Raw genomic sequence first — 26,499 nt, 5'->3', positions numbered from 1 at the left:
GTTCACGTCGGCGAGCCCCAAGGCATGCCGACGACACGAACGTGGAGGACGAGGCCGCGTGCGGCAAGGTGCACACTGCATCAAAACACGTTAGAATTGGTGCAGTATGCACCAGCGTGATGACAAGCCGGACGTGTGGCCGTGGCCACGCCCGTCGAAACGTGTGCGCGAGTTGATCCGACGCGGCGCCGAGATGGCCCTGAACACGCCCCACGAGTGGCTCGAGGAGCTCGACAGGGCGACGTTATCCATCGAGAACATGAAGGTCATCGCCGATGACCCGGTGCTCGCGGCGGCCACGCGCAGAACGTACCGCGCGTACTTCTTCCACTGGGCGGCGGCAAACCTGCATGACCCGGGAGCGCCGGTCGCGCCTCACGTCGGCGCCGAGTCGCTCGGCATGGCGCGTGACCTCGTGCGCCGTGGGGCGACCGAGTCCGCCCTGCACGCCTATCGTACCGGGCAAAACGCGGCCTGGCTCCGGTGGATGTCGATTGCCTTCGAGCTGACCTCCGATCCCGACGAGCTACGCGAGCTGCTCGACATCTCGGCCCGCTCCATTTCTTCCTTCCTCGACGCGACGATCGCGGGCATCTCGGCCCAGATGAACGCGGAGCGCGACGAGCTGACCCGCGGCACCCACGCCGAGCGCCGCGAAGTCGTCGCGCTGATCCTAGATGGCGCGCCAATCAGCCCCCAACACGCTTCCCGGCGGCTCGGGTACGAGCTCGACCAGACGCACCGAGCTGCCGTCGTCTGGAGCGAAGAAATCGAGTCCGACCTCGGCTCCCTCGAAAGCGCGGCCGATGCCCTGGCCCGCACCGCCGGCGCACAACGCCCCCTCATCGTCGTAGCCAGCGCGGCGACCCTGTGGGTCTGGGTGCCAGGAGAAGCCGAACCCGACATCGAGCGATTGCGCACAGCGACACGACAACTGCAAGGCGTCCGCATTGCGATCGGCTCCAAGAGCCGCAAAATCGAGGGATTTCGTCGGAGCCACCTCGACGCCCTCACCACCCAGCGCATGATCGCCCGCCTGGGCTCCGATCAGCGCGTCGTCAGCTTCGAGATGGTCCGGCTCGTCTCCTTGGTCACGCAGGATCCCGAGGGCGCGGACCAATTCGTCAAGCACACGCTCGGTGACCTGGAATCGGCGAGCCCCGAGCTCAGGAGCGCATTATTGACTTTCCTCGACGAAGGATGCAACGCCTCCCGCACAGCGACTCGCCTCCACACCCATCGCAATACCCTGCTCCGCCGGCTCGCCCGCGCCGAGGAGCTCCTCCCGCGACCACTCGACGAGCATAACCGCGTAGAAGTCGCCGTCGCGCTCAAGGTGCTCCGCTGGCAGACGAGCGCCGCGTGAAAGCACCGAGGAGCGTGTTCACTTTGGGGGCGTCAATACGAACCTTGCCCATGCGGCCGTTGCGCAATTCGCGCAAATGGCACAGATCGTGCCACAAAAAACCGGCCCGGCGATCCGCGTGCGCCGCCCGACGTCCTCGAGGCTCGGCCGCGTCGCCGGCCCTCGTGCGGCTGGCCCGGGACGTGCTTATTCCCGCAGCCCGTCCCAGCCTCGGAGCCAGGACCGGACCGCGCTGCGGAGTCGCGGGGTAGACGACGTTCTTGAACAGATCAGGAGCCTCTCATGCGGAAAATGGCTTTTCGAACAGCTTGCTTGGCTTTCACCATCCTTGCGACGGTTCATTGCGGCTCGGGAAATGAGAACCCCACCGGCGGCACAGGCGCCGCCGGCGGTACCGGAGGCACCGGCGGCACCGGCAGCACAGGCGGTAACGGCGGCACCGGCGGCACAGGCAGCACAGGCAGCACCGGTGGCACCGGCGGCACCGGCGGCGGTGAATGCATGACCAGCGACAAGGCCATTCGGTTTGGCAAGCTCGTCAATCCCGAGGATGGCTCGGTCATCGACAAGGCGATCGTCGTGATCCACGAAGATCGGATCAGCTACGTCGGCACGGACGAAAAGCAGATTCCGTGCGGAGCCAGCGTCACCGACTGGACGGCGTACACCGGGCTCCCCGGGCTCGTCGACGCACATGTTCACTTCTCTTACCAGACCGACCAGGAGCCGGGCACGCTCCCGTGGACCCGTGTCACCTGGCTGATGAACAACAACGTCTACAAGCTCATGGACCTGGCCCGCGGCGCCGCTCTGGCGACGCTCAAGACCGGCGTCACCACCGCGATCGACAAGGGAGGCCGCGACTTCATCCTGAACCCCCTGCGCGCCGAGATCATGTCCGGCAAGACGCTGGGACCGCGGATGTACAACTCCATCGGCGGAATCTCCAATTACAAGTACCCGGCCTCGGTCCCCGCCGAGGAATTGAAGAACTGGGTGCATCTCCAGGTGCTGCGCGGCGCCGATCTCGTGAAAGTATGGGCCGACAAGTGCACCGACCAGACGCTCGATTGCACGCCGACGTTCACGTTCGACGAGCTCAAGCTGCTGGTCGACACATCCCACGAGGAGGGGTTGCCCATCGCGATCCACGCATACCACCAGGACACGGCCAAGCTCGCCATCATGGCCGGCCCGGACTCGATCGAGCACCCGGAGGGCCTCGACACGGTGGACTGCGGCAACATGATCGACAGGGGGACGATCTACGTGCCGACCATCGATCACAACCGATATTACAAGGACAACCTCGCGTTCTTCGGCTACGCCCCCGACCTGGAGGCGAAGTTCGACGCCTATATCCAGGACAACCTCGCGAGCGCGGCCCAGGCGCACCTGGTGGGCGTGAAGATCGCAATGGGCTCGGACGCCGTGTTCACCGGCTTCGGCGAAAATACAAAGGAGCTCGCCTGGCTCGTGCAGGCCGGGATGACCCCGCTCGACGCGATCCGTGCCGCCACCATTCATGGAGCCGAGAGCATCGGCGCGCAGAACGAGATCGGAAAGGTCGCGGTGGGCTACTACGCCGACATCATCGCGGTCGAGGGCGACCCTCTGGCAGACATCAACGTCGTCATCAACGGGGTCCGCAAGGTGATGATGGGCGGGCGAGTCGCGGAGTTCTGACGAGTCCTGAGCATGGCCGCCGCGCCGGGGCGCTGCCCCGGACCCCGCGGGGGCTGTTCGCCCCTCGACCCGAACCAGGGCAAGCCCTGGACTCGTGGTGGAAGAACTGCGCGGTGCGCAGTTCTTCCAACGGGCCGGTGGCAAGACCGTGGACGGTGTGCCGGTCGAAATGGCAGCGCGGCGGTCTTGACGGGCAGGGTCGCTCCTGGTCTTGACTCGGCTGTTCGATGAACTGCGCATCGCGCAGTTCTTCGAACCCGGGTCCAGCGCTTGCGCTGGTCCGGGTCCAGGGGCGGATAGCCCCTGGTGGGGCCTGGGGCAACGCCCCAGCGCAGCGCCTCCCAGATGAAGCATCCTCTGCCTCATGCACATGTTACTGTAGCATCACGCTGGCCTCCTGCGGCATGACGAGTGCGAGGCTCTCCTCGGGGCCGCGCGAGGCGAGCACGACGTACGTCGCTGGGCAGAGCGAGACGATCTGCTCGAGCCATGCGTCTGCTTCGAACGCCGAGAGTTCGTCGTGCGACGATGTGATCCAGCAGAGCAGGCCGAGGAGCGAGGACGTGGCGAAGATCCGGAGCTCGGCGCGCCCGCCCTGGAAGATTCCTCGTGTGGCCGCGCCGCGGACGAACGACACCGAGAGCCTGAGGAGGCCCGCGGCCGGCTCGTACGCGAGGGTGAGCGTCGAGTCCACGGCGATACGCCGCATGGAGAGCCCTCCCGCCGGCGCGCCGGCGATCGGCGAGAAGCCCGCCTCGTGAAGGTGGCGCTCCGCGCGCTGGCAGAGATCCTCGTGCTCATGTTGCGTGTTGCAGTCCATGTCGAACTATAGTTGCAACTATGATGCGTTTGCAATATAGAAGCGCCCATCATGATCAAGCAGCCGGAGCCCGGCCTCTACCGGACCACGAAGCCCTACCCTGGCCAGGAGGAGGCGATCCCTGCCGGTGTCCTCGTGTACGTCGGCGTCGAGGACGGCGTCGCCTTCGTGGTTCGCCCCGGTCAGAACCGCCGGAATCGCTGGTTCTGGGGCAAACCCACCTACGTGCTCCGCTCCGTGAGCTGGGCCGAGTCGCTGAAACGGCTGCCTTCGGAGGGTTTTTACACCCTCCCCCACGACCTCACGCTCGACGGCGGCGGGCGCTGGCTCGAGAACGCGATCGTGCAGCTTGGATACAACGGCGAGGGGCGCGGGATCCTCTTCGTCGCCGAGGACCACGACGGCGAACCGCGCAACGTGCTCGTCTTCTCGGACCGCGGGGTGCTCGTGAGCGACGAGCTGCTCGCGAAGCTCGTCTGGGCGCCGATCCTGCCGGTGCGCCCGGGAGCGTCCTCATGACGAACCTCGCCGTCCTCCCTCTCGAGGCGGCCCCCCGCACGAGCAGCGCCGAGGAGTCGGGGCTCCTGCGCCCCGGCGCCTTGGTTCGTCGGATGAAACCGGGCGACGTCGGTTTCCTCAAGGGAAAGGGATTCCCGGGCCATGAGCGGCGCGGCGCCGTCCACCGATCGCCGCCGGAGACGGGCGCGGAGGCGCCCCGCTTGCTCCTCACCCTCGACCCTCTCGATTGACCGTATTCATGAGCCTCCCTCTCACCCTCGGCGTGGGCATGCTCCTCGGCGCGCGGCACGCCGTCGACGCCGATCACCTCGTCGTCGTCGCCGCCATGCTCGAGCGCGAGCGTGGTTTGGGGGGCGCCCTCCGCACCGCGGCGCTCTGGGGCTTGGGGCATTCCCTCACGTTCCTCGGCCTCGGGCTCGCGATCGTCGCGCTCGGGCTGCGTGTCCCCGCCTCGTTCGAGCGTGCCGCGGAGCTCTCGGTGGCCGTGATGCTCATCGGGCTCGGGCTCCTGCACATGACGAGCCGCGCGCCTGGCGTCGAGGGCAAACCACGGATGAAACACCGCTCGGTTTTCCGGCCGCTCGCCGCGGGAATCGTACATGGGCTCGCGGGCTCGGCGGGCATCGCACTCCTCGCGCTCACGACCATCCCGTCCGTGCGCGGCGCCATTCTTTATCTGCTCGCCTTCTGCGCGGGCACCGTGCTCGGGATGGGCGTCTCGACCGCGCTGCTCTCGTTTCCCCTCGGTTTGTCGAAGCGTGCCTCCCCGGCGGTTCGCCGCGGCATCACCCTCGCCGCCGGCGCCTCGAGCATCGGCCTCGGCTTGATCCTCGGCAGCGGAGCGCTGACGGGCGGCTGAACAACGAATCACGATTCACCCACGGAGAACCATTCGAAACATGATACCCACGCGGAAGGATGGTCGAATCCCCGTCACCGTGCTCACGGGGTTTCTCGGCGCGGGCAAGACCACGCTCCTGAACCGGATCCTCACGGAAAACCACGGTCGTCGTATCGCGGTGATCGAGAACGAGTTCGGCGAGATCGGCATCGACCAGGCCCTCGTCATCCAGGCGGACGAGGAAATTTTCGAGATGAACAACGGGTGCATCTGCTGCACCGTGCGCGGCGACCTGATCCGCATCCTCGAGAGCCTCGCGAAGCGGCGCGACAAGTTCGATCGGGTCATCGTCGAGACGACCGGAATGGCCGATCCAGGGCCCGTGGCGCAGACGTTCTTCGTGGACGAGGAGGTGTCGGAGCAATTCGCGCTCGACGGGATCGTGACGGTCGTGGACGCGAAGCACGTCGCGCTGCACCTCGACGAGAGCGACGAATGCAAGGAGCAGATCGCCTTCGGGGACGTCATCCTCCTGAACAAGACGGACCTCGTCTCCTCCCCGGAGCTCGATCGTCTGGAAAAACGTATCCGCTCGATGAACGCGATGGCCGAGGTGCACCGCACGGTGACCGCATCCGTGCCGCTCGACGTGGTGCTCGACGTCGGCGGGTTCGACCTCGAGCGCGCGCTCCAGAAGAAGCCGACGTTCCTCGAACCGGAGTATCCTTTCGAATGGCTCGGTGTGTACCTCCTTCCGGAGGGCACGACGGAGCTTTGGCTCGACGACGGGCCCGATCCGACGATGGATGTGGCCTTGATCCCGATCGCCAGCACGGACGACGCGGAGCTCGGTCACGCGGCGGAGGCGGCGATGCGCGTGTTCTCGGACGAGCCGTGCCGCACGCGATCGGGCGGCACGATCGGCCCTGAGCTGCGCCCGTTTCGGCTCGATCTCACGACTCCCGGGCGGAAAGGCTTCGTCATCGAGGTGCCCCGCTCCGGTCCTCATGTGCTCGCGACGCAGCACTTGCCCGAAGAGTTTTCCCTCTCGCTCGCGTCCGGCGGCGAGCGGATCGTGCCGGTCGCCGAGAAGACCTTCGCGGCGGGGCACACGCACGACGAGACCGTCACCTCGGTCGGCATTCATTCGGATCGTGTGGTGGACCGCGCCAAACTCGAAGCGTGGCTCGGCGAGCTCCTGCGCGAGAAGGGCTCGGACATCTTCCGGATGAAGGGGATCCTGAGCATCGCGGGCGAGGACAAACGGTTCGTCTTCCAGGGCGTCCACATGCTCTTCGACGGCAAGCCGGAAAAGCCCTGGGGCGACGCAGAGCGCTCGAGCGACCTCGTGTTCATCGGGAGAAACCTCGATCGTGCCGCGCTCACGGAGGGTTTTTCGCGATGCCTCACCTGAGCGAAGTGGAGAAGCGGCCCGCGAAGCACGAGATGCCGCTCGTTTGGTCGGGGGAGGTCGACGACTGGGCGACGTGTTTGTCGTGGTCCAGCGACGCGCTCGTTTGCGCCGTGGGCTCGGCTTCGGGCCTGGTGCGCCTCTTCGACGGGCGGACCGGGGCGGTCTTGCAATCGATCGCGGCGCACCCGGGCGGGGTGCTCGATCTCGCGTTTTCCCCGACGAAGCGCCTCCTCGCCACGGCCGGGCAAGACGGGACGGCGCGGCTGTGGAGCGGAAGCGACGGCGCGCTCGTCGCGAAGCTCCCGGGCACGAGCGCGTGGGTCGAGCGCGTCGCGTGGTGCCCCGATGGGAAGAAGCTCGCGACGGCGTCCGGAAAAACCGTGCGATTGTGGACCGCCGAGGGCGCGCCGCTCCTCGAGACCGAGCCCCACGAGAGCACGGTGACGGGCCTTGTGTTCTCCCGCAAGGGGAGCGACCTCGCGACCTCTTGTTATGGCGGCATCCGCGTCTTTCGTATCGCCGCGGGCGGCAAGTCGAAGCACCACGCCTGGAAGGGCTCGATCATCTCGCTCGCGTGGAGCCCGGACGACCGCGTGATCGCTTGCGGCGGGCAGGATTGCAGCATCCACTTCTGGCGATTGCCCTCCGGCAAGGACTCGTTCATGGAGGGGTATCGCAGCAAGCCGAAGGCGCTCGCGTGGTCGGCGGATTCGACGTTGCTCGCCACGGGAGGCGAGGCGATCGTCACGATATGGGATTTCGGGGGCAAAGGCCCCGAGGGTACGGAGCCGATCCTGCTCTCCGGACACCTCGGGCTCGTCACGGATCTCTGCTTTCAAAGGCGCGGGACGATCCTCGCCTCGGGTGCGCAGGACACGGGCGTGCTCGTCTGGGATCCGCGTCGCGGCGCGGAGCCGCTCGGCTTTGCGTTCCTTCGGGATCGGGTGAGCAAGCTCGGCTTCCGGCCGAATCACGATCACCTCGCCGGGATCGACGCGGCTGGCACGGTCGCGTGCTGGGCGCTGCCGGCGTGAACGTCAGAAGGCGCGCGGCGCCGGGGCCGCGATGATCTCGAAATCGGCGCCGCTGTCTTCCGTGTCCGCGAGGACCTTCCTGCCGTCTTTCTCGGCGACGACCCGCCGCCGTGCACTCTCGCCGGTGTAGGTCCCGGATGCGAAGACGAACCCCTTGTCGAGCGCCGCGGGCACACGCTTGTAAGCACCGCTCTTTTCGTCCTGGAGCGCCTCGAAGGCGTCGATGACGAGTGCGTTCGGCACCTTGATACGCGGGCCGAGCTCACTCGCGCCGGGGATGTCGACACGCTCGAGCGTCGCCGGGTCGTCGGCCCGGAAGATCACCACCGCCGCGCCGAACACCGGCAAGAGCCAGTCGAACCCCCCCGTGAAATGCACACGGACGAGGTTCGGCGCGAGCGGCCAGTCAGTGTCCTTCATGTCGTCGCGCTCGTTGTACGTCTCGAAATCGGCGTCCGTGAGGTCGATCGTGCTGTCGGGTTGATGGTTCGTCCCGTCCTGCGCGATGATCAGGCTGGCTCCCGCCGGCACGGGGTGTTCCTGCCCGCTCCCCGGGATTTGCCAGACGCTGTTCAGGTACACGTGCTCGGTATCCGAGGCGAAAGGCGACGCCTCCTGCCCCGGGTTGATCTCCCCGGCGGGCCCGTACACGTCGCCGATCAGGAGCCCGTCTGCGTACAACGTGCCATTCGCCGCGTTGGAGAGCTCCAGGAACTGATCGTGGAAGTAATGCTCCCCGGCCGCGCCGGGCGAGCCTGGCCAGTAGACCTCCTCGAACACGAAATCGCCGACGATGGGCGCGGACGGAGTGGACCCACCCGCGGTCGGTTCTCCCTCCGCAGGCCCACAACCGGCGAGCCAACCCCACGCAAGCATCGTCGCACACACGAAGCGCTTTCTGCTCATGCCCGCAGATGCTAATGTAATTGACATCATGTTACAAGAGCATCCAACCGTTCGCCTCCATCTCGGCGTCCTTTCGCTCGCGCTCTCGCTCGTCACGGGCGGGTGCGGGACGGACGAGGCCGCGCCTCCCGTCACGGCGGAGCCCCCGCGGATCGAGCTGGGCGCGGGGCGGGTCGATTTCGTCCCGATCCCGCCGGACGGCTCCGTGGAGATCGTCTCCGGGCCGCAGGGGGGGTTTCACCTGGAGCTCACGGTCCGCCTCTTTCACCTCGATCCCGAGGGGCTCGTCCTCGACTACGACGTCAGCGACGCGGAGACCGGGGCGCTTTTGTCGTTCGCGGCGCAGTACGCCATCAGCGCCGACCGCGTGCTCGACCGCGGCGACCACCTGCTCCGCGTGGGGGATCGCGCGGTCCTCGTGGTCCCGTCGGCAGAAGCCGCGCGCGGGCGTGTGGCATCCATCACCTGCCGCGCCGTGCACGGCGAAGTCGTGACGGCGGAAGACGCGCGCGAGGTCACGCTGGTCGACGAGGTCGACGAGCTTGGCCCTTGAGTATGCAGTTGCAATTTTGTTGCATCTTACAAACAGCGCGGTAGATGGAGGGCTTCCCATGCTCCAGCACGCCTCTCTCCCTTCCTCTTCGCGCCTCGTGGCTCCCGAGGACGGCTCGTTCCGCATCGGCGGTGATAGCGACGTCCTCACGTCCATCCACGATCCCTCCGTGAACGTCGCCATTTGGGCGCGCCTCCTCCCACCCGACCTCGGCCCCGAAATCGCGGCGCGGGCCAGCCGCAAGGACGACTTCGAGGGGATCTTCGACGCCGCGGAGATAAAAGAGGGCCGGCTGTTCGATCCCGCGGACGAGGCGAGCCCGCTCCGCGCGGATGTCGGGCGCCTGCTCCAGCTCTTCGCGGCTCTCTCAGGCGTGCCGCGCATCCAGGTGTTTTTCGGAGCCGTACGCAACGATCAATGCCGCAAGTTCCACGTGGATTACGTGCGCCTGCGCCTCGTCACCACGTACCTTGGCCCCGGAACGGAGTGGTTGCCGGAGGACGCCGTATGCCGGGAAGAGCTCGATCTCGCGCCGCCTTCCCCCGCGGAGGCCAATCGGCGGATCGTGCGTGATGCCAGCAAGATTCGCCGGGCCAACGCAGGCGACGTCGTGCTTCTCAAAGGGGAGCGTTATCCGGACCATGAACGGGCGGCGGTGCATCGATCGCCGCCGATCCAGGAGCTCGGCCTCACCCGCGTCGTGCTCGTCGCGACGACCTACGACAAGGGCTCGTGATCGCGCTCCAGCAACAGCATCATAGTTGCAACTGTAACATCGGCCTGCTAGGGTCTGCCCCGGACGCGGACGTCTCCCTCCTCCACGCGCGGCCCTCTCTGCCAGCGTTGGTGACGTCCGCGCCCTTTTTCTTTTCCAAAGGAGTGTCATGCGAATTCTCAGGTGGATGCTGATCGCGTCCCTCGTGATGGGCGCCTTCGGCTGCGAGGACGGTGGAAGCAATGGCCAGGGCGGCGGCGGTGGGCAGGGCGGGACAGGCGGCCAGGGCGGCGCCGGCGGCGGCCAGGGCGGGACAGGCGGAGCAGGCGGCGAGGGTGGCGGAGGCGGCGGATCCGGCGGATCCATCACGCCTGCGTGCTTCACGGGCACGGCGACGTGCAATCCGCTGACGAACGCGGGGTGCATGGGTGCGGGCGAAGCCTGCGACTTCGGGGAAAAACAGGGCAAGCCAGGGTTCTCTTGTTACCCGCCCCCGAACGAGGCCAAGGAGGGCGAGGCGTGTAACAATGCCAGCGGCCCCTTCTGCGCGCCGACGTTGCATTGTTACGGCACGTGCAAGAAGTTCTGCTGCGCGAGTGCCGAGTGCGCCCAAGGCGAGACGTGCGAGCCATTCGACGCGGCGCTCGGGACGCTCGGCTTCTGCCGTGATCCGAGCGCCTGCTCACCCGCGGGCGGGCCTTGCCAGAAGCCCGAGGATTGCTGCTCGATGGATTGCCACGTGGACCATTGCCACTGAGCGGATCCTCAGTGCGCGCCGGGCGCGAGGTCGATGTTCCTCGCGTCGAGCCCAAGCACCACGATCCCGCTCGGCGCGCCTCCGAGGACGTGCCGCTCGACCATCACGAGCGGCTCGGCGTCGATCTCCAGGACCTCACCCGAGCCGGGTGCCGTCACGAATACCCGATCGGGCATGAGCGCGAGCCCGTGCCTCGGCCCCTGCCCCTCGCAGGCGAACGGCGGAACGATGCCGTCGAGCATTGTAATCGCACCTGTCGCGAGCTCGATCCGCCGAAGGGCGCCATCGCTCGTTAAGGCGAAAAGCGCCTCGCCGCGCGGCTCGATCCCGAAGAGGCACGTCTCTGCGCCCACGTCGAAGCGCGCCGAGGCTCCCGTGCCTGCATCGATACGAAACACGGCCGCAGGGCCGAGATTGCCGACGACGATGCCGCTCGGGCCATGCCCCACGAGAGCGCACGCAGGGCCGTCTCCGGGATATGGCCACTTGGTGCCGATCATGCCCTCGCCGCCCTCGGATGGCTCCACGACGAGCACACCGTCCTCGCATGCGAAGGCCACGCGGCGTTCGACGGGTGCCGCCCCCGAAAGCGCGGGGCAGCTCGGCAGGATCACCTCCGCGCTGCCGCTGTCGTTCACGAACGAGACGCCCTCGGCTCGCCCTTCCGGGTCGCCCGGAAGGGGGCGCGTGACGAGGGCGCCTCCCTCCACGGCCGCCGCCGCCCCGCGATGGGGCGCCTCTGCGACGAACCACTTCGGCACCGGCGTCTCGCCACGAATCCGGAGCGCCTCCTCCGAGACCACGGCGGCTTGCGCAGGTGCTCCGTCCGCCGCCGATCCCTCGAAGAAAAGCGCGACCTGCCCCGCGCTGGAGAGGACGGCCCCCGGCGCCGCGCCCTCGATCGTGAGCTCGTGCAGGCTCGGCTCGAATTTATAGATGTGGAGGTGGTCGTCGTGCGGCGCGACGGACACACCCGCGCGCAAGAAATGCCCTTCGCCCCGCCCGGAGGAGATCAGCACCGCGAAATCGCCGGACTCCGTCGCGTGCATCGATACGGGGCCGTCCCCTGGGAGCGCAGCCATCCACGCGTCCTCTGCGACGTCGAAGATCGAGAGCGCGCCCGAAACGCCATCCGCGACGGCCACCCGCGCGCGGCGCCAAGAGGGGTGGCGGGCTTCGACAGCCGCCGCGGGACCCGCGGCTTCGCCGTCGGGACCACACGCCGCCCCCACGAGCGCGGAAAGGACGAACCCGAGGCGCGACAAACCAGCACGTTTCGTATGAAAAAACCGGTCGAGCATCCGCTCGTTCCTATCACGCGCAGATTGTTGTTGCAACTCAGATGCTTTAGCAGTACAGACCACCCACCGTGACCCTCGGTTCGTCTGGGAAAGGACAGGCCCCGATGTGGGCTCGTGTCGCGAGGTGCTGCGCGCGCCGGTTCGTGCCGGTGGTGCTTGCCTGCGCGCCGGGGCTCGCGTCCGCGGACGAGCTCTCGCCGCCGGCGAAGGACGCGCCCCTCGCGACAAACGCGCCGGCCGGCGTGTACGTGGGGCCGCCGCGCAAGAATGCGGCCTCGAATGAGCCCATCAGCGAGACGAAAAAGCCGGCGACGAGCAGGCCAGACGAGCCTGGGGAGCCGCCCGGCGAGGTGGTCGTGCTCGGTTCGTCACGGCCGCCGCCGCCCAGCGCGGCCGGGGATCACCGCATCCGCGTGGGGCAACTCGCCGACGTGCCGCGGCGCTCGGCCGAGCAATTGCTGACGCTCGCGCCCGGGTTTCTCCTGCAAAACCATGGCGGCGAGGGGCACCCGTCGGCGATCTTTCTGCGGGGCTTCAGCGCGGCCGAGGGGCAAGACCTCGAGATGTCCGTGGGCGGCATCCCGCTGAACGAGCCATCGAACGCGCACGGTCACGGATACGCCGATACGCATTTCGTGATCCCGGAGCTCGTGGAGGAACTGCGCGTGGTGGAAGGCCCCTTCGACCCACGCCAGGGTGATTTCGCGGTCGCCGGGTCGGTCGCGTACACGCTCGGGCTCGCAGAGCGGGGGCTCGTCGTGCAGGCGGGTCTCGGCTCGTTCGATACGAAGCGCCTCCTCCTGCTGTGGGGCCCCGGGGGCGCGCCGCGCGGGACGTTCGTCGGCCTTTCCGTGACCGACAGCGACGGGTTCGGGCGGAACCGCGCGAGCACGGCGGCCCGCTCGATGGCGCAATACGAGCACCGTTTCGGCGACGGGCGGCTCGTCGCGCTCGTCTCGGCGTACACGACACGCTTCGACGGCGCGGGTGTGGTGCGTCAGGACGATTTCGAGGCACGCAGGCTCGATTGCCCCAAAGACCACGACAGCCAGTTCTTCTGCACCTACGACCCGAACCAGGGCGGCGCGACGGCGCGGCTCGACGCATCCCTCCGATTCGAGCACAAGGGCACGCGCGAGGAACATGCGCACCAGGTCTTCGCCACGATCCGAAAGACCCGGCTCCGCGAGAACTTCACGGGGTTCGTCACGGACATGCGTCCCTCGGGCGAACCGCAGCGCGGGGACGGGACAGAGCAGATCTACGATGCGACGACGTTCGGCGCGCGGGGGAGTTTTACGAGGGCCGCGGACGCGTGGGGACATAGGCAATCGCTGGAGCTCGGTTATTTCGCGCGGCACGATCGGGGCGACACCCTGCAGCGGAGGCTCCGGCGGGTGGGCGGTGTGCCGTACCGTGTGGATTTCGAGAGCGGCCTCGCGCTCACGAACATCGCGGGATACGCGGCGGGCAAGCTCCGGCCCGCGTCGTGGCTCACGCTCCGCGGCGGGATCCGGCTCGATACATTCGGCTTCGTGGTCGAGGATCGGAACAAGCCCGAGAAGGATCGCAGCGGTTCGCGGGAGCCGTCGGATACCATCGAGGCCTTCGGGATCACGCTCGGGCCCCGCGCTTCCTTGGAGATCAGCCTCGCGAGGGGGCTCGCGTGGATGACGAGTTACGGCGCCGGATCGCGTTCGAGCGACGCGCAAGCGCTCTCGGACGGCGAGAGCGCGCCGTTTGCCCGGGTCCACGCTTTCGAGACGGGCGTGGTCTTCGAGCGATCCGAGGGGAAGACGCTCGACGTCTCTGCGCGAGCGCTCGCTTATTTTACGCGCGTGGATCGGGATCTCGTATTCGACGCGGCGCGCGGGCGTAATGTCCTCGTGGGGACGTCGAACCGGTTCGGCGCGTCAATCTCCGGGCGGCTCACTTCACGCGCGGGCATCGACACGCAGGGGAGCTTGACGTACGCGGAGGCCCACCTGCCCGAGGCGGGCGCGCCGTGGTATGCGATCACCAGCGGCAAGCGGCTCCCCTACATCCCCCGCTGGGTGGCGCGGCTGGATACCTCGCTCCGCAAGGACCTCCAGATCTCGGGCGTGCGCCTCCGCGCCACGGGCGCGCTCGGAACGACGTACGTGGCGCCGCGGCCCCTGCCGCTCGAGCAGTTCGGCCACGAGATCTTCACGGTCGATATCGCGGCGCGCCTCCGGTATCGCTTCGTCGAGGTGGGAATCGAGGCGACGAACGTGCTCGATCGGCGCAACCGAGCGGCCGAGTTCAATTACCCGTCGAATTTCAGCTTGCCCGACGCGCCGGCTTCGCGGCTCGCGCACCCGCATTTCGCGGCAGCGCCGCCGCGGCAGATCCTGGGGACGATTCGTTTCCATCTGGAGGCGGCGAAGGGCGAGGAGGAGGCTCTGCGATGAACTTCGACCCTCGTTTCGCGTTCGCGCTCTTCGCCTTCGGGGGACTCGGCTCTGCCGGCTGCGATCTGCCGAGCGGAACCGGCGGGCGCGCGATCGAATTCGAGATGCAGCTCGGCGCGGCGTCGAAGCCGGGGCTCCCGATCGGCTCATTCGAGACGAGCACCGGCTGGAAGGTCGAGCTCGGGGAGGCCCTTGTGGCAATCGGGCCCGTGTACGTCCACGAGAATCCGCCGCCGCTCGCGGGGCTCGTGGCGCCGAGGGGCAAATCTTTGTCCGGCATGCTGTGGGACGTGGTGGTCCCTGACGCGCATGCCCACGCAGGGGACCAGCATTTCGACGGCGGCGAGGTGAAGGGGGAATGGTTGGATCAGCGCGCCTTCGACGTGCTCGACCCCGGCGGCGTCCGTATCGGCCCCGTGCCAGGGACGGAGGGGCGCGCGCGTTCCCTGTCGATCCGGCTCGATCCGCCACGCGCGTCGATCGGGGGCGACGGCGCCGCCTTGCACGGCCATCACGCATACGTGATCGGCGTGGCGGAGAAGGACGGGCTCGTCATCCCCTTCGAGGGGGGGCTCGACATCGAGGAGGAGGGCACAAAGCGCAGCGTCGACGGCATTCCCGTCGACGTGTCGCTCGGCGACGGCACTATCGTGGGGATCGTGATCCACCCGAGCGCCTGGTTCGACGGCGCCCATTTCGACCGGCTGACGGAGAAAAACGCGGCGGGGCGGTTCGTGATCACGCCCGAGAGCCAGGTGCGAACGGCCTGGTTCCTGGGCGCCCGGAGTTTTTCCGCATTCTCGGCGGAGACGCGCGACGCGCAGTGAGGCGGATCCGCCGCCCTCGGCGCGTCCAATCGGAGGACATGACGATGAAAACGATGGTCGGGTTCGTCCTTTCTCTTTTCTCTGCAATCGTGATAGGCTGCGGCGGGGAGGACGCCTCGAGCGGCGCGGGCGCGCTCGCCGTCCGCATCACGGGCGAGGACGCGGCGAAGACGGGGTTCCCGGTCGAGGAGGAGGGCGAAACGATTGCCTTCGCGGATGGATGGACCATACAGTTTTCGAAGGTGCTCGTCTCGTTCGGGGGGCTGGACCTGCGCAGCGCGGACGGCGCAGTGGCAATCGAATCGAAAGGGTGGTGGGTAGCCGATCTCCACGCCGGAGACGCGTCCTTGCCGGTGTTCGAAGCGCTCGAGGCGAGGCGCTGGGATCGGTTCGGCTACGAGATCGCCGCGCCCGACGCGAGCGCCGTAGCCCTCGGCAGCGTCGCCCAGGCCGACGTGCAGGCCATGATCGACGGAAAATTCAATTATTGGATGGAGGGGACGGCGACCAGAGCCGGTGATACCTACACGTTCGCCTGGGGCCTCTCGAACCCGACCCGGAATACGAATTGCACGAACGGGCTCGACGGGACAGACGGAGTGGTCATCCGGAGCAACACGACGACCGAGGCGGAAATCACGATTCACCTCGACCATCTCTTCTGGGACACGCTCGGCACCGAGGAGGCATCGCTCCGCTTCGACGCGTTCGCGGCAGCCGCCGGGGCCGACAAGGAAATTTCGCTCGAGGATCTCGCGACACAGGCGTTGTCGGACCTGAAGGGACTCGACGGAATGCCACTCGTAGACGCCGAGGGCAAGCCAATCGTCTACAACCCCGGGAGCGTGCCGCTCGCCTCGCAGGACCTCCTGTCCTTCATGCTCGCATCGTCAGCGTCAATGGGCCACCTCAACGGCGAGGGGCTCTGCACGGTCGGCCCCCTGTGACCTCCAGCTGAGCATTGGTCTCATCCGGGAGGCGCTTCGCCGGGGCGCTGCCCCGGACCCCGCGGGGGCTGTCCGCCCCTCGACCCGGACCAGCGCAAGCGCTGGACCTTTTGTGGAAGAACTGCGCGATGCGCAGTTCTTCCAAGGCGCCGGTGGCAAGACCATGAAGGTGCGTTTCACGCTGGCGGTCACGTTGCCAGTTGAATCGTCCGTGGTGGGCAGGGTCGTCGTTGGTCTTGACCTGGCCTGTTCGATGAACTGCGCATCGCGCAGTTCATCGACCCCGGGTCCAGCCCCTGGCTGGTCCGGGTCCAGGGGCGGATAGCCCCTGGTGGGGCCTGGGGCAACGCCCCAGCGAGGCAAGCGCCAAGAACATGTTTACACGCCCTCCCCGCTCGCTGATAATCGGCGGATGGGTCACGCCAAAATTCAGGTCTTTTATCCCGTGACGCGGGGGCGCGTCGTGCTCCGGACGGAATTCGACTGGAATCGGTCCGTCGAGCCCACGTATGTCAGCGACGATCGCACGATCACGGAGTTCGCGATCGACTCCGACCAGAAGTACTTCTACTTCAAACCCGGCCTCGAAGGCGAGGACGGCGGCTTCACTTGGTCGCAGGGCGACAATTACCTCGCCACCACGATCGACACCACGATTCGCCGGTGTTATCCGCACTTCTTCTGTCCCGCACGGGGCACGTTTTCCCCGGTCGTCCGGATTCCGGAGGGCGACGTGGAGGCGAATCACCTCGTCCGGGTCTACTTTCCTCCGGGCTACGACGAGAACAGCTTGAAGCGGTATCCCGTGCTCTACATGCACGACGGGACGAACCTCTTCTTCGGGGACGAGGCTTTCGGCGGCAACGAGTGGCGCGTCGACGAGAACGTCGAGCTCCTCCATTCGATGAACCTCATCGACAAGGTCATCGTCGTCGGCATCTACGCCAAGGACCGCATGTACGAGTACACGAAGCCCGGGTACGAGCGGTACGGCGATTTCATGGTGAACCAGCTCAAACCGTTCATCGACGCGCGCCTGCGCACCCTCACCGACCCGCAGAACACGGCCGTGATGGGCTCCTCGCTCGGCGGCGTGGTCTCGTTTTTCCTGGGCTGGCATTACCCGCACGTTTTCGGCAAGGCGGCCTGCCTGTCGAGCACGTTCGGCTACCAGGACGACCTCATCGAGCGCGTGGCGTCCGAGCCCAAGCGGAACGTGCGTTTCTACATCGACAGCGGCTGGCCGCGCGACAACTACGAGCGCACCACGGCCATGCGCGATCAGCTCCTCACGAAGGGCTACGAGTTCGGCAAGGACCTGCTCTATTTCGCCTTCCCCGGCGCCCTCCACAACGAGGACTCCTGGGCCGCTCGCAGCCACGTCCCCTTCCAGTATTTCTTCGGCAAGGCCGCGCGCGTCTGACACGCCCCGGCCCCGCCCGCTCGGCCCCGAGGGCCGACGGCTCGCGTCTTGCTCCGACGCGTCCCCATGCCGTTCGGATTCCTGTTCGTCATGTTGCTGATCGTCGCCGGCCTGGTGCTGGGCATCTGGGCGACGTTCAGCGTGCTCGGCGTGCTCGTCACCCTGGCCATTGCCGCTCTCGTCGGCTGGGTCGCCGATCGCATCGTACCCGGCCGCCTGCCGTACGGCTGGGCTGGCGCGATGGTGGCGGGCCTGCTCGGCAGCTGGATCGGCTCCCTGCTCATCGGCCCCGTCGGCCCCACGATCGCGCGGATCCCGATCATCCCGGCGATCCTCGGCGCGGTGATCGTGGCCTTCGCGGTCCAGTTTCTCATGAAGCGTGGCATCGTCGGCCCGCGCCCGCCGGGGCCGGAGACACGCGTGTAGCGCAGCGCCTCCCACCTCGCGCGCTCGTCGGGCGCGACATTTTTCTCGTCCGTGCCTATCGTTCCGCTCGCATGACCGTCGAGCGTGCCCCCTACCCGCCTGTCGAGATGGGCCCCCACCGGGTGCAGCGGGAGGGGCCCATCGTGCATGTCTCGATTCGCGGCAACACTTCGCTCACGGAGATGCAAACGCTCGTCTCCGTCTACCAGGCGACCGTCGACGAGTTCGGCTACCTCCTGATCCTGCTCGACATGAGGGCCTCGGGGGATCTCACCACCCCGGCCCGCAAGCACGTCACCGAATTCGTCCAGGCGCACCCGACGAAGATCGCCTCCGCCATCTACGGCACCACGTTTTACCTCCGGATCACGCTGGAGCTCATCAGCCGCAGCGTCCGGGTCCTCGCCCACCACACCCCTGCCATGGCGTTCCACGCTACCGAGGCAGAGGCCCGCCGCTGGCTCGCCGCGCAGGTCCCTCTCCTCCACGCGAAGGGATGAACGACGACGGGTCGCCGGAGCCGTTGCTCGCGCGCCGGGCGTGCGCCTATCCTGGAAGGGTTGATCGGCCGTAAGCTCCAGGAAAGGTTCGAGATCCTCCGCGCCATCGGCCATGGCGGCATGGGGACCGTCTACGAGGCGCGCTCGCTCTCCGGGAACGAGCGGGTCGCGATCAAATGGATGCACGCGCGTCCCTTCGCGAAGGAAGATCCGGAACTGCTCCGCTTCGTGCAGGAGGCGCGCATCGTGGGCGCGCTCGAATCGCCGCACGTGCCGCGCCTCGTCGAGCTCGCGCAGGACCCGGATGTCCAGGTGCCGTACCAGGTGATGGAGCTGCTCTCCGGGGAGGACCTCGGCGCGCTCCTCGATCGCGTCGGCGCGCTCTCGCCCGACGTGGCGCTCCGCGTCGCCGCGCAGGCGTGCAAGGGGCTCGCCGTGGCCCACGCAGCGGGCGTCGTGCATCGCGACGTCAAGCCGCAGAACCTCTTCCTGTCGCGGCAGGACGGGGGGGCGCTGGTGGTCAAGGTGCTCGATTTCGGGGTCGCCAAGATCCGCCGCGCCCCCGCGGGCGCGCCGAAGGGCCTGACGGCGCCTTCCAGGTCGATGACGGACAGCGGCCAGGTCGTCGGGACGCCGCTCTACATGGCGCCCGAGCAGCTCGAAGGCGCCAAGCACGTCGACGCGCGGAGCGACGTGTATTCGATGGGCGTGACGCTGTATGCATTGCTCGCGGGAAAACCGCCCCACGCGGACGCGAAATCGCTGCTCGAGCTCTTGAGCCGGCTGGTCAGCGGGCCCCCGCCCTCCCTCGCGGAGGTGGCGCCCTGGGTGTCGCCCGCGATCCAGGCCGTCGTCGCGCGGGCCATGTCGCCGGACAAGGAGCTTCGGTATCGGGATGCCGGCGAGATGCTCGAAGCGCTCCTGCCGCTCTTGCCTGAAGGCGCGGATCTCACGGAGGAAATGCTCGTCCCGGTGGACGAGGCGGCAAAACGAGAGGCGCTCGCGCAAAAGGAGCAGGCGAAGGGCGCGGCGGGCGGAGGCGCCGCGGCGGAAAAGCGTGCGCCCGAGGTGCAACGAAGGTCGCCGGGGCGAGCGATTGCCGTCGCCGTGCTGATCGCGGCCCTGATCGTCGGGATTTTGGCGCTGCTCCGCAGGTGATGGCTGGCGCCTGCAGGCGCCAGGCGGACCTCTGAGGTCGGCCCCGGCGAGGATGCGGCGCGTGAAGGGCATTTCGTGGTGGCATGGCCCCTACTATGCCTCGATCGTGCCCTCCAAGGAGCCTGTCATGAGATACCACGCTGGCGACGGGCACGTTGCCCGCTGGCGGGTCGTCGTTGGTCTTGACCTCGCCTGTTCGATGAACAGCGCATCGCGCAGTTCATCGACCCCGAGTCCAGCGCTTGCGCTGGTCCGGGTCCAGGGGTGGACAACCCCTGGTCGGGGTCCGGGGTGAAACCCCGGGGCGCTACGCTGCCGCGTCCGCTCGGCGATGGGCTCGGTGCGCTCGCTCGTGCAGACGCGTGTCGTTTGGTCGGGACGAACGAAAAGCGTGCAGTGCGGTTTCTGTCTCCCTGGCACTGCCGTTGCTGATGTTTCGTCTGCGAGCGAAAGGAGATCGACTCATGATCCGACGCTACCTGGTTCACGCCGCGGCATGCGTTGCCTCGGTCCTGCTCTTTGGCTGCGGGGGTGACGAAGGGGGTACGGCCGAGCGCGACACGGGTCATTTTACCGCGAAATGGACGATCAGCAACCAGCGAGCCCCGAACTACTGCGTGGCGTACGATGCGACGGGGGCGTTGATCGACATCCGCAACGACAAGGAGGAGTTTGTCGCGCAGATTCGGGTGCCGTGCGACCAGTTCGAGTCGAGCATCGAGCTGCCCGTGGACAATTATCACGCGTCGATCGTCCTCGTGAAGGAGAACGGGGACGCCGTCGGCAACAAGATCGACCTTGGCACGTTCAAGGTCGGTGCCGGCGCCGATATTACCCGCGAAGCGACCTTCGCGATGCCGCCGCCCGAGTCCTGACGCAAAACTACAGCAATGCCACCCCAGGGCTCCCGAGCGTCCGCGCTCTGGAGCCCTTTTTCGCGTCCGCCCGCACGGAATCGGTCAGGTTGCCCTCGTCTCCGGGAGGCATTTCTTCTATCCTGGTCGCCGCCGTGGCGCCTCTGCCCGGCGATTTCGGACATCTTTCCAGGAGAGATTCTTCATGCAGCCTCGAAGCCTCACGCGTCTGCGTGTGTCCCTCGCGCTGTCCTTCGCTTTCCTCGCCTTCCCGTCCGCTGCCTCGGCGATCGTCGCGGCGCCCTACGCGCATCGCTGGTATTTCGACGAGGAGGACGGCGCCGTCGCGTACGACGAAGCCGGCGTCTTCGACGGGACCCTCGGCGACCATGCCACGCGAACGGCGGGCCCCTTCGGCTCGAACGTGCTCACGATCGTGCCCACGAGCACCACCGACTACCGTGGATACGTCGACTTCGGCAAATCCGTGGCCTTCGGGACCGCCGACTTCACGATCAGCCACTGGTACAAGACGACGTTCAGCGGCAGCGGCCTTCGAGGCGAGATTCTCGGCAACCGGATGAAGGACGCGAAGGGGAACTTCATCTCCGTGTACCTGGGCGGCGACGGAAGGGTCACGGTCGAGCTTTGCGAGGACCCCTACGGCAAGAACTACGTCTCGTTGGTCTCGGACCCTTCCCTCCCCGTGAACGACGGGCAATGGCACCACCTCGCCTACGTCCGCGAGGGAGGCATGGTCTCGCTCTACATCGACGGCCAGTTTGCCGCCTGGAGCAACACGGGAGGCTGGGAGCCCACGAACCTCGACGGGCTCCAGTCGTTCCGCATCGGTCGGCGCCTCCCGGCATTCTACACCGACTTCCACACGATCCCGGCGTCCTACGAGGACCTGCGCATCTTCGACCGCGCCCTGACCGACACCGAGGTCCTCGACGTGGTCGACGGCGTGCTCTGAGCGCCCCTGCCTTCCCTCTGCCCGCTGCGCCGGGCGCTGCCCCGGACCCCGCGGGGGCTGTTCGCCCCTCGACCCGAACCAGGCACGGCCTGGACCGAGGGTGGAAGAACTGCGCGATGCGCAGTTCTTCCAGCGGACCGGTGGCAAGACCGTGGAGGTCTGGTTCACGCTGGCAACGGGGACACCCGTGCCGATTGAAACGTCCGGCGCTGCCGTCTTGGCCGGCAAAACTACCGAAGAGCGCTGCCCGTGCGGGTCCTGGGCGAGCCCGCGCGGGTCCCACGGGAACGCCTGCGGAAAGCGATTCCCAGGGCCAGCGCAATCAGCGCACTCGGCGCGAGGGACCTCGCGCGGGGCGCACCCGCCACCTTGCATCCGCAACCTTCATCGCCCGTGGAATCGCGCCCGCCGGAGCCGGAGGAAGCGCCACCACCGAAGCCGCCTACGCCGCCCCCGGAGCCGCCCACGCCGCCCCCGGAGCCGCCCATGCCGCCCACGCCGCCACCGGAGCCGCCGGTACCGGAGCTGCTGCTGGCGCCGCCGCCGGTACCGGAGCTGCTGCTCGAGCCGCTCTGCATCATGGGCTCACACCATTTCATCGCGACGTTGCACACGTACCCCGCGGCGCACGCCGTGTCGTCCGTGCAGCTCGTCGCGCACTTGTTCCCGACGCACGCATATCCTTCCACGCAGCTCATCTGCGTACCCGGGGCGCACGTGCCGCTTCCGTCGCATTGCGAAGGGTTCGCCTGCGTGGTGCCCATGCACGAGCCTGCCGCGCACTGCGTACCCGCCGCATAAAGCGAGCAGGCGCCGGCCCCGTTGCATTGACCATCGAGCCCGCAGCTCGAAGGCGGCTGCGCCGCGCACTCGTCGTCGGGATCCGTGCCCGTCTTGATGGGCGCGCACTGCCCGTCGGCCCCCTGCCCCTTCTTGGCGGCCGTGCAGGCCTCGCAGGATCCCTCGCAGGCCGTATCGCAGCAAACGCCGTCCACACAAAAGCCCGAGCTGCAATCGGCGCCGGCCGCGCAGGGGACTCCCGGCATCCCCGGAGGCTTGCAGGCCCCGGCCAGACAGATGTTGCCGGACAGGCACTCGTTGTCGTTCGTGCACGGGTTCTTGCACGATCCCGCCGAGCAGACATAGGGCGCGCAATCCTTCCCCGCCGGATCGGTCACGCACTGGCCCATACCATCGCAGATCTGCCCCTTGACCACGGTCCCCTGGCAAAGCGAGGCCCCGCAGGAGGTCCCCTGGGGGTGGAGCTGACAGGCCCCCGCGCCGTTGCATTGGCCGTTCTGCCCGCAGCTCCCGGCGGCTTCGAGCGCGCATTCGTTCTCGGGGTCCGTCCCGCTCGCGATCGGCCCGCACACGCCGTCCGCGCCGACGCCCTTCTTCGCCGCGGTGCAGGCCTCGCAGAGCCCGGTGCATGCCGTGTTGCAGCAGACACCGTCGACGCACGCGCCCGATTGACACCAGACATCACTCGAGCACGCGGCGCCGTTCGGCGCGAGCTTGCCGCAGACGCCGGCAACGCACACGTTCCCCGCCGCGCAATCGCCATCCGCGGCGCAGGTCGTGTTGCACGCGCCCGCCACGCAGGCGTACGGCGCGCAGTTCGTGGATGCACCCGCGGCGGTGCACGTGCCCGTTCCGTTGCACGCATTCGATTGCGCGGCGTCCCCCACGCAGACCGCTCCGCACGACGTACCCTGGGCGTGCATCGCACACGCGCCCGCGCCATTGCAGCTCCCCGTCGTGCCGCAGGTGCTCGCGCCTTGCTCCGCGCATTCGCTATCCGGATCCGCGCCCGTGGCCACGGGACCACACGCGCCGTCGACGCCCGCGCCCTTCTTCGCCGCCGTGCACGCCACGCAGGTGCCATTGCATGCCGTGTCGCAGCAGACCCCGTCGACGCACGCGCCGCTCTCACACGTGGCCCCGGTCTGGCACGATACGCCATTCACGCCGAGCGTCGGGTCCGTGACGAGACGCGCCCAGACCCGATCGGCGCCATAAGGCTGCGCGGTGTCGAAGTGCTGGTAGACGAGCAACGCCTCCTTGGAAGGCCCTGCGGCAATCGCGGGGGCGAGCTCGTTTTGCGCCGGATCATTCGCGAGGACGATGCCCGTCGTATCCGTCACGACCCCGCCGGGCGTGAGGCGCGCGCCGTAAATGTCTTGGCGGCCACTCACCGCGCGGTCGTCTTGCCAGACGACCCAGTACTGCGTGCCGTCCCAGATCGCTCGCGCCGCGCGTTGCGTGTTCGCCGCCGTGGAGATGCCGATCCCCATAGGATCGAGCACGGCGCCGGTGCTCCCCACCCGCGCACCACGAACGTCGGCGCTATTGTCCCACGTGACCAGCCAGTCGACACCATTCGACGTGACGGAGGCGTTGTTCTCGCTCCCGGAGGCGGCTGCGACGTTGATGGCGAAATTGCCCGTGTCGAGCACGACGCCGGCCGGCGTCAGGCGCGCCGCCGCGATGTCGTACCCCATCGCTCCGGGCCTCGACCATGCGACGAGGTAGTTCGTCCCATTGTAGCCCACCGCGGGCATCCAGCCGCCGCCCGTCGAAATTTGAATTCCCGAGGCATCGAGCACCGTCGCGGCCGGGGAGACGCGGCTCGCCCAGATCTCGGCGTTGGCGGAGTCGTACCAGGTCACGAGCCAGTTCGTCCCGTCGGACGAGACCGCGGGGTTGCTCTGGCTGCCCGTGGCGGTCCTGATCGGCACGCCTGACGGATCCAGCACGCTCCCGGCGCCGCTGACGCGCGCGGCGTAGATGTCGTCGTTGCCGGCGCGGGTATCGTTCCAGGCGACCAGCCAATCGCCGCCGAGCGAGGCGATCGAGGGATAGGATTCGCTGCCCGTGGCCTGCGAAATCGCGATCCCGCTCGGATCGAGCACCGCGCCGCTTGTCGTCAAGCGGGCGCCATAGATGTCCGTCGTCGTGCCCGGGCGCCGGTCCTCCCAGACCGCGAGGTAATTCGTCCCGTTGTAGGCCACGGCGGGGCGCGTCTCCGCGTTCGCCGCGCGAGAGACGAGCTGGCTCGTCGCGTCGACCTTGGTGAGCGCGTTCGAGACGCGCAGCCCGAACACGTCCGACGGGCTGTACGAGTTCGACAGCCGCGTATCCGTGAAGGCGAGGAAGAAGTTCGTCCCGTCGTGTGCCGCCGCCGCCATCGAGCTCGAGCCGGGCTCGGCGACGAGGGCCGTCTTCGGGATCGTCACGTTGCCGAGCAAATCGACGAAGAGCCCGTAGATTTCGCTGCTCGTCGTCCCGAACACGCCATAGCCATTGCCCGCGAAGGCCACCGAGAGGCCGATGGCCGAGTCCGCGAGGTATTTGCCGGAGATCGTGTCGAGCACCGCGCCCGCATTCGTGATGCGCTGGCCGCGGATGCCGCTGTCCGCCCGCCACACGGCAAACCAGTTCGTGCCATCGGAAGCGACGTCGAGGTCGCTCGTACTGCAATAGGCGCAAATCGTGAGGTTCGACGCGTCGAGCACCGTGCCCGAGGGCGAGACGCGGCGGCCGTGGACGTAGCTGGTGCTCGCGTCGATGTTGTCGAACGCCACCAGATAGTTCGCCCCGTTGAACGCGATGCTGATGTCGTCGAGGTAGATATTGTTGCTGGACGCGAACGTGAACTCCGGGGTCATCGTCCCATCGGGCGCGATCAAACGACCATAGAGGTCGTAGCTCCGCCTGTAGGCGACGAGATGGTGCGTGCTGCCGAACGCGACGGCCGCCGGCCCCTCCCCGCCCGCCACATCCGCCGTGGCAACCGGGATCCCGCCGGGATCGAGCACGGCGCCGCTGCTGCTCACGCGGGCGGCGTAGATGTCCCCCTGAGGGTCTTCCCGCTGGTCGGTCCACGTGACCATCCAGTTCGTTCCATCGTAGGCAATGTCGGGCTTCTGCTGGATGCCAGCGGCATTGGAGATCACGATCCCGGAGGTATCGAGGATCGTACCCGTGCTCGAGACGCGAACACCATAAAGGTCATCCGTACCCGCACGTGCGTCACGCCAGACGACGAGGTAATTCCCACCGCCGAAGGCGATGGCCGACTCGGTTTGGGTCCCGGCAGCTCCGCCCTGGATGGCCCCGTCGATCCCGATCTCGGGTCCGATGACGGGATCGAGCACCGCCGGAAAAACGCTCTCGTCGAGCGCGCGCTCCGGGACACGCAAGACGATGTGCCCCGCCTCGAAGTCGATGGGCACCGCGGTCTTCTGCCCGCGCGCGTCGATCCACGTCGCGACGCCATACCGCACGCCGAGCCCCGTCTCGGGATCCACGAAATGAAGCCCCGTCTCGGTTTCCTGCGTGAAGACCTCCCCCGACACCGCGATCCGGACCTCGAGATCCCCGCGTCCCTCGGGCTTCGTCGCGAAGGAAAAGCTCTGCTCGACGCCCTCCTCGGTGTTCTCGAGGTGCTCGACGACGTCGCCGCGCGTGACGGCGACGCGCGAGCTCGGATCGAGGTCCGCCCGCGCGCTGCCCGCGTCGAGAACGGACACGCCGGCGCGCTCGATCGACGTCAGGGTGGCGACGAACGCAGCGGCTTTGACCCCCTCGCGCACAGGCCCATCCGCCGCGGGTCGATACGGCGCGACCTCGAACGAGCGCGCATCCGCGCGCACCGCATACGTCGTGTGGCCCCCCTGGAACGAATCACCTTCGGGGCGAAACGCGAAGTGGACACGCCGCATGACATCGCCAAGCCCGAGCTGCCCCGCCGCGGAGGCCGGGTGCGGGGGCGTCGCAGCGGCCTGTGCTCCGTCCTCGGGCCGCTGCTCGTTCGTACATCCGAGCGAGGCGCCCATCAGCGCCACGCACAACGCGACCCGCTCCGTGCGCGGCCGCGTTCGACTCATGAACCCAAGGAAGCGCGACGCTCGCCTGACCGTAGACATGCCAGTTTCCTCGCAGGATGTTGGCGAGCCTCGCGCAGGAGAGCCGAGGCTGCGCTCATTGCGGCGCGATCTGGAAACATGTAAGCGCAGCTGTCAACCGAAATTACGCGCCGCGC

At 67.8% G+C, this 26,499-nt stretch carries 23 protein-coding genes; 19 read left to right on the top strand and 4 right to left on the bottom strand.

Annotated features, from left to right (window positions below):
- Positions 1-106 precede the first annotated feature (106 nt).
- The gene (locus KEG38_RS33505) at positions 107-1,366 is read left to right on the top strand and encodes a PucR family transcriptional regulator (RefSeq protein WP_272424199.1); all 1,260 of its coding nucleotides are present in this window, start codon (positions 107-109) and stop codon (positions 1,364-1,366) included.
- Positions 1,367-1,678: 312 nt separating this feature from the next.
- The gene (locus tag KEG38_RS33500) at positions 1,679-3,052 is read left to right on the top strand and encodes an amidohydrolase family protein (RefSeq protein ID WP_272424197.1); all 1,374 of its coding nucleotides are present in this window, start codon (positions 1,679-1,681) and stop codon (positions 3,050-3,052) included.
- 373 nt (positions 3,053-3,425) lie between these two features.
- Here KEG38_RS33500 and KEG38_RS33495 read toward each other — a convergent pair whose 3' ends face one another.
- Positions 3,426-3,872: a hypothetical protein gene (locus tag KEG38_RS33495; RefSeq protein ID WP_272424195.1), complete on the bottom strand. Its 447-nt coding sequence runs from the start codon at positions 3,870-3,872 to the stop codon at positions 3,426-3,428.
- Between the two features lie 51 nt (positions 3,873-3,923).
- On the opposite strand from KEG38_RS33495, the gene KEG38_RS33490 reads away from it, so the two are divergent.
- The 5 genes from KEG38_RS33490 to KEG38_RS33470 are packed head-to-tail and all read left to right on the top strand — an operon-like array spanning position 3,924 to position 7,680.
- Positions 3,924-4,391: a hypothetical protein gene (locus tag KEG38_RS33490; RefSeq protein WP_272424193.1), complete on the top strand. Its 468-nt coding sequence runs from the start codon at positions 3,924-3,926 to the stop codon at positions 4,389-4,391.
- Positions 4,388-4,621, top strand: a complete 234-nt coding sequence (locus tag KEG38_RS33485) for a DUF1826 domain-containing protein (RefSeq protein WP_272424192.1) — start codon at positions 4,388-4,390, stop codon at positions 4,619-4,621. Before KEG38_RS33490 ends, KEG38_RS33485 begins: the two co-directional genes overlap by 4 nt.
- An 8-nt stretch (positions 4,622-4,629) precedes the next feature.
- The gene (locus tag KEG38_RS33480; protein ID WP_272424190.1) at positions 4,630-5,250 is read left to right on the top strand and encodes a hypothetical protein; all 621 of its coding nucleotides are present in this window, start codon (positions 4,630-4,632) and stop codon (positions 5,248-5,250) included.
- Positions 5,251-5,290: 40 nt separating this feature from the next.
- Complete coding sequence (locus KEG38_RS33475) at positions 5,291-6,646, top strand: CobW family GTP-binding protein (protein WP_272424189.1); 1,356 nt, start codon at positions 5,291-5,293, stop codon at positions 6,644-6,646.
- Positions 6,634-7,680 carry a WD40 repeat domain-containing protein gene (locus tag KEG38_RS33470; RefSeq protein WP_272424188.1) on the top strand — a complete coding sequence of 349 codons (1,047 nt, stop codon included), beginning with the start codon at positions 6,634-6,636 and terminating at the stop codon, positions 7,678-7,680. The genes KEG38_RS33475 and KEG38_RS33470 overlap by 13 nt, the downstream gene beginning before the upstream one ends.
- Positions 7,681-7,683: 3 nt before the next feature.
- Here the strand turns inward: KEG38_RS33470 and KEG38_RS33465 are convergent, their stop codons facing one another.
- A complete protein-coding gene (locus KEG38_RS33465) occupies positions 7,684-8,586 on the bottom strand; it encodes a DUF4876 domain-containing protein (RefSeq protein WP_272424187.1) in 903 nt (300 codons plus the stop codon).
- A gap of 28 nt (positions 8,587-8,614) precedes the next feature.
- Between KEG38_RS33465 and KEG38_RS33460 the strand changes: the two genes are divergently transcribed.
- From KEG38_RS33460 to KEG38_RS33450, 3 genes are all read left to right on the top strand, one after another.
- Positions 8,615-9,139 (top strand): hypothetical protein, encoded by a 525-nt coding sequence (locus KEG38_RS33460; protein ID WP_272424186.1) that lies wholly within the window; start codon positions 8,615-8,617, stop codon positions 9,137-9,139.
- Positions 9,140-9,197: 58 nt separating this feature from the next.
- Positions 9,198-9,875, top strand: a complete 678-nt coding sequence (locus tag KEG38_RS33455) for a DUF1826 domain-containing protein (protein WP_272424185.1) — start codon at positions 9,198-9,200, stop codon at positions 9,873-9,875.
- Positions 9,876-10,023: 148 nt separating this feature from the next.
- Positions 10,024-10,611, top strand: coding sequence for a hypothetical protein (locus KEG38_RS33450; RefSeq protein WP_272424183.1), 588 nt, complete (start codon positions 10,024-10,026; stop codon positions 10,609-10,611).
- Between the two features lie 8 nt (positions 10,612-10,619).
- Here the strand turns inward: KEG38_RS33450 and KEG38_RS33445 are convergent, their stop codons facing one another.
- Positions 10,620-11,912: a YncE family protein gene (locus KEG38_RS33445; protein ID WP_272424181.1), complete on the bottom strand. Its 1,293-nt coding sequence runs from the start codon at positions 11,910-11,912 to the stop codon at positions 10,620-10,622.
- A 104-nt stretch (positions 11,913-12,016) separates the two neighbouring features.
- Here KEG38_RS33445 and KEG38_RS33440 point away from each other — a divergent pair, with 104 nt between their 5' ends.
- The 9 genes from KEG38_RS33440 (at position 12,017) to KEG38_RS33400 (ending at position 21,455) form a co-directional block, all read left to right on the top strand.
- On the top strand, positions 12,017-14,344 hold the full coding sequence (locus KEG38_RS33440) for a TonB-dependent receptor (RefSeq protein ID WP_272424180.1): 2,328 nt from the start codon (positions 12,017-12,019) through the stop codon (positions 14,342-14,344).
- Entirely contained in the window at positions 14,341-15,171 is an 831-nt protein-coding gene (locus KEG38_RS33435) for a hypothetical protein (protein ID WP_272424179.1), read from the top strand. Before KEG38_RS33440 ends, KEG38_RS33435 begins: the two co-directional genes overlap by 4 nt.
- Positions 15,172-15,215: 44 nt before the next feature.
- Positions 15,216-16,118, top strand: coding sequence for a hypothetical protein (locus tag KEG38_RS33430; protein ID WP_272424177.1), 903 nt, complete (start codon positions 15,216-15,218; stop codon positions 16,116-16,118).
- A gap of 412 nt (positions 16,119-16,530) precedes the next feature.
- Positions 16,531-17,541, top strand: coding sequence for an alpha/beta hydrolase (locus tag KEG38_RS33425; protein ID WP_272424176.1), 1,011 nt, complete (start codon positions 16,531-16,533; stop codon positions 17,539-17,541).
- Between the two features lie 66 nt (positions 17,542-17,607).
- A complete protein-coding gene (locus KEG38_RS33420) occupies positions 17,608-17,967 on the top strand; it encodes a GlsB/YeaQ/YmgE family stress response membrane protein (protein ID WP_272424175.1) in 360 nt (119 codons plus the stop codon).
- Between the two features lie 71 nt (positions 17,968-18,038).
- Positions 18,039-18,467: a SpoIIAA family protein gene (locus tag KEG38_RS33415; RefSeq protein WP_272424174.1), complete on the top strand. Its 429-nt coding sequence runs from the start codon at positions 18,039-18,041 to the stop codon at positions 18,465-18,467.
- Between the two features lie 60 nt (positions 18,468-18,527).
- Positions 18,528-19,625, top strand: a complete 1,098-nt coding sequence (locus KEG38_RS33410; protein WP_272424173.1) for a serine/threonine-protein kinase — start codon at positions 18,528-18,530, stop codon at positions 19,623-19,625.
- Between the two features lie 464 nt (positions 19,626-20,089).
- Positions 20,090-20,500, top strand: coding sequence for a hypothetical protein (locus KEG38_RS33405; protein WP_272424172.1), 411 nt, complete (start codon positions 20,090-20,092; stop codon positions 20,498-20,500).
- A gap of 184 nt (positions 20,501-20,684) precedes the next feature.
- Positions 20,685-21,455, top strand: a complete 771-nt coding sequence (locus tag KEG38_RS33400; protein WP_272424171.1) for a LamG domain-containing protein — start codon at positions 20,685-20,687, stop codon at positions 21,453-21,455.
- 230 nt (positions 21,456-21,685) lie between these two features.
- Here KEG38_RS33400 and KEG38_RS33395 read toward each other — a convergent pair whose 3' ends face one another.
- Positions 21,686-26,344, bottom strand: a complete 4,659-nt coding sequence (locus KEG38_RS33395) for a hypothetical protein (RefSeq protein ID WP_272424169.1) — start codon at positions 26,342-26,344, stop codon at positions 21,686-21,688.
- Positions 26,345-26,499: the final 155 nt, after the last annotated feature.

Source organism: Polyangium jinanense, from assembly GCF_028435265.1.
GTDB lineage: Bacteria > Myxococcota_A > Polyangia > Polyangiales > Polyangiaceae > Polyangium > Polyangium jinanense.
This window is presented reverse-complemented; position numbering and strand designations above follow the sequence as displayed.

Excerpts from the sequence above, each read along its gene's own strand:
- KEG38_RS33445 (WP_272424181.1), bottom strand. The coding sequence starts at position 11,912 with ATGCTCGACCGGTTTTTTCATACGAAACGTGCTGGTTTGTCGCGCCTC.
- KEG38_RS33440 (WP_272424180.1), top strand. The coding sequence starts at position 12,017 with ATGTGGGCTCGTGTCGCGAGGTGCTGCGCGCGCCGGTTCGTGCCGGTG.
- KEG38_RS33460 (WP_272424186.1), top strand. The coding sequence starts at position 8,615 with ATGTTACAAGAGCATCCAACCGTTCGCCTCCATCTCGGCGTCCTTTCG.
- KEG38_RS33465 (WP_272424187.1), bottom strand. The coding sequence starts at position 8,586 with ATGAGCAGAAAGCGCTTCGTGTGTGCGACGATGCTTGCGTGGGGTTGG.
- KEG38_RS33505 (WP_272424199.1), top strand. The coding sequence starts at position 107 with ATGCACCAGCGTGATGACAAGCCGGACGTGTGGCCGTGGCCACGCCCG.
- KEG38_RS33490 (WP_272424193.1), top strand. The coding sequence starts at position 3,924 with ATGATCAAGCAGCCGGAGCCCGGCCTCTACCGGACCACGAAGCCCTAC.
- KEG38_RS33415 (WP_272424174.1), top strand. The coding sequence starts at position 18,039 with ATGACCGTCGAGCGTGCCCCCTACCCGCCTGTCGAGATGGGCCCCCAC.
- KEG38_RS33455 (WP_272424185.1), top strand. The coding sequence starts at position 9,198 with ATGCTCCAGCACGCCTCTCTCCCTTCCTCTTCGCGCCTCGTGGCTCCC.
- KEG38_RS33420 (WP_272424175.1), top strand. The coding sequence starts at position 17,608 with ATGCCGTTCGGATTCCTGTTCGTCATGTTGCTGATCGTCGCCGGCCTG.
- KEG38_RS33400 (WP_272424171.1), top strand. The coding sequence starts at position 20,685 with ATGCAGCCTCGAAGCCTCACGCGTCTGCGTGTGTCCCTCGCGCTGTCC.
- KEG38_RS33475 (WP_272424189.1), top strand. The coding sequence starts at position 5,291 with ATGATACCCACGCGGAAGGATGGTCGAATCCCCGTCACCGTGCTCACG.
- KEG38_RS33470 (WP_272424188.1), top strand. The coding sequence starts at position 6,634 with ATGCCTCACCTGAGCGAAGTGGAGAAGCGGCCCGCGAAGCACGAGATG.
- KEG38_RS33495 (WP_272424195.1), bottom strand. The coding sequence starts at position 3,872 with ATGGACTGCAACACGCAACATGAGCACGAGGATCTCTGCCAGCGCGCG.
- KEG38_RS33405 (WP_272424172.1), top strand. The coding sequence starts at position 20,090 with ATGATCCGACGCTACCTGGTTCACGCCGCGGCATGCGTTGCCTCGGTC.
- KEG38_RS33450 (WP_272424183.1), top strand. The coding sequence starts at position 10,024 with ATGCGAATTCTCAGGTGGATGCTGATCGCGTCCCTCGTGATGGGCGCC.
- KEG38_RS33425 (WP_272424176.1), top strand. The coding sequence starts at position 16,531 with ATGGGTCACGCCAAAATTCAGGTCTTTTATCCCGTGACGCGGGGGCGC.
- KEG38_RS33395 (WP_272424169.1), bottom strand. The coding sequence starts at position 26,344 with ATGAGTCGAACGCGGCCGCGCACGGAGCGGGTCGCGTTGTGCGTGGCG.
- KEG38_RS33430 (WP_272424177.1), top strand. The coding sequence starts at position 15,216 with ATGAAAACGATGGTCGGGTTCGTCCTTTCTCTTTTCTCTGCAATCGTG.
- KEG38_RS33435 (WP_272424179.1), top strand. The coding sequence starts at position 14,341 with ATGAACTTCGACCCTCGTTTCGCGTTCGCGCTCTTCGCCTTCGGGGGA.
- KEG38_RS33485 (WP_272424192.1), top strand. The coding sequence starts at position 4,388 with ATGACGAACCTCGCCGTCCTCCCTCTCGAGGCGGCCCCCCGCACGAGC.
- KEG38_RS33480 (WP_272424190.1), top strand. The coding sequence starts at position 4,630 with ATGAGCCTCCCTCTCACCCTCGGCGTGGGCATGCTCCTCGGCGCGCGG.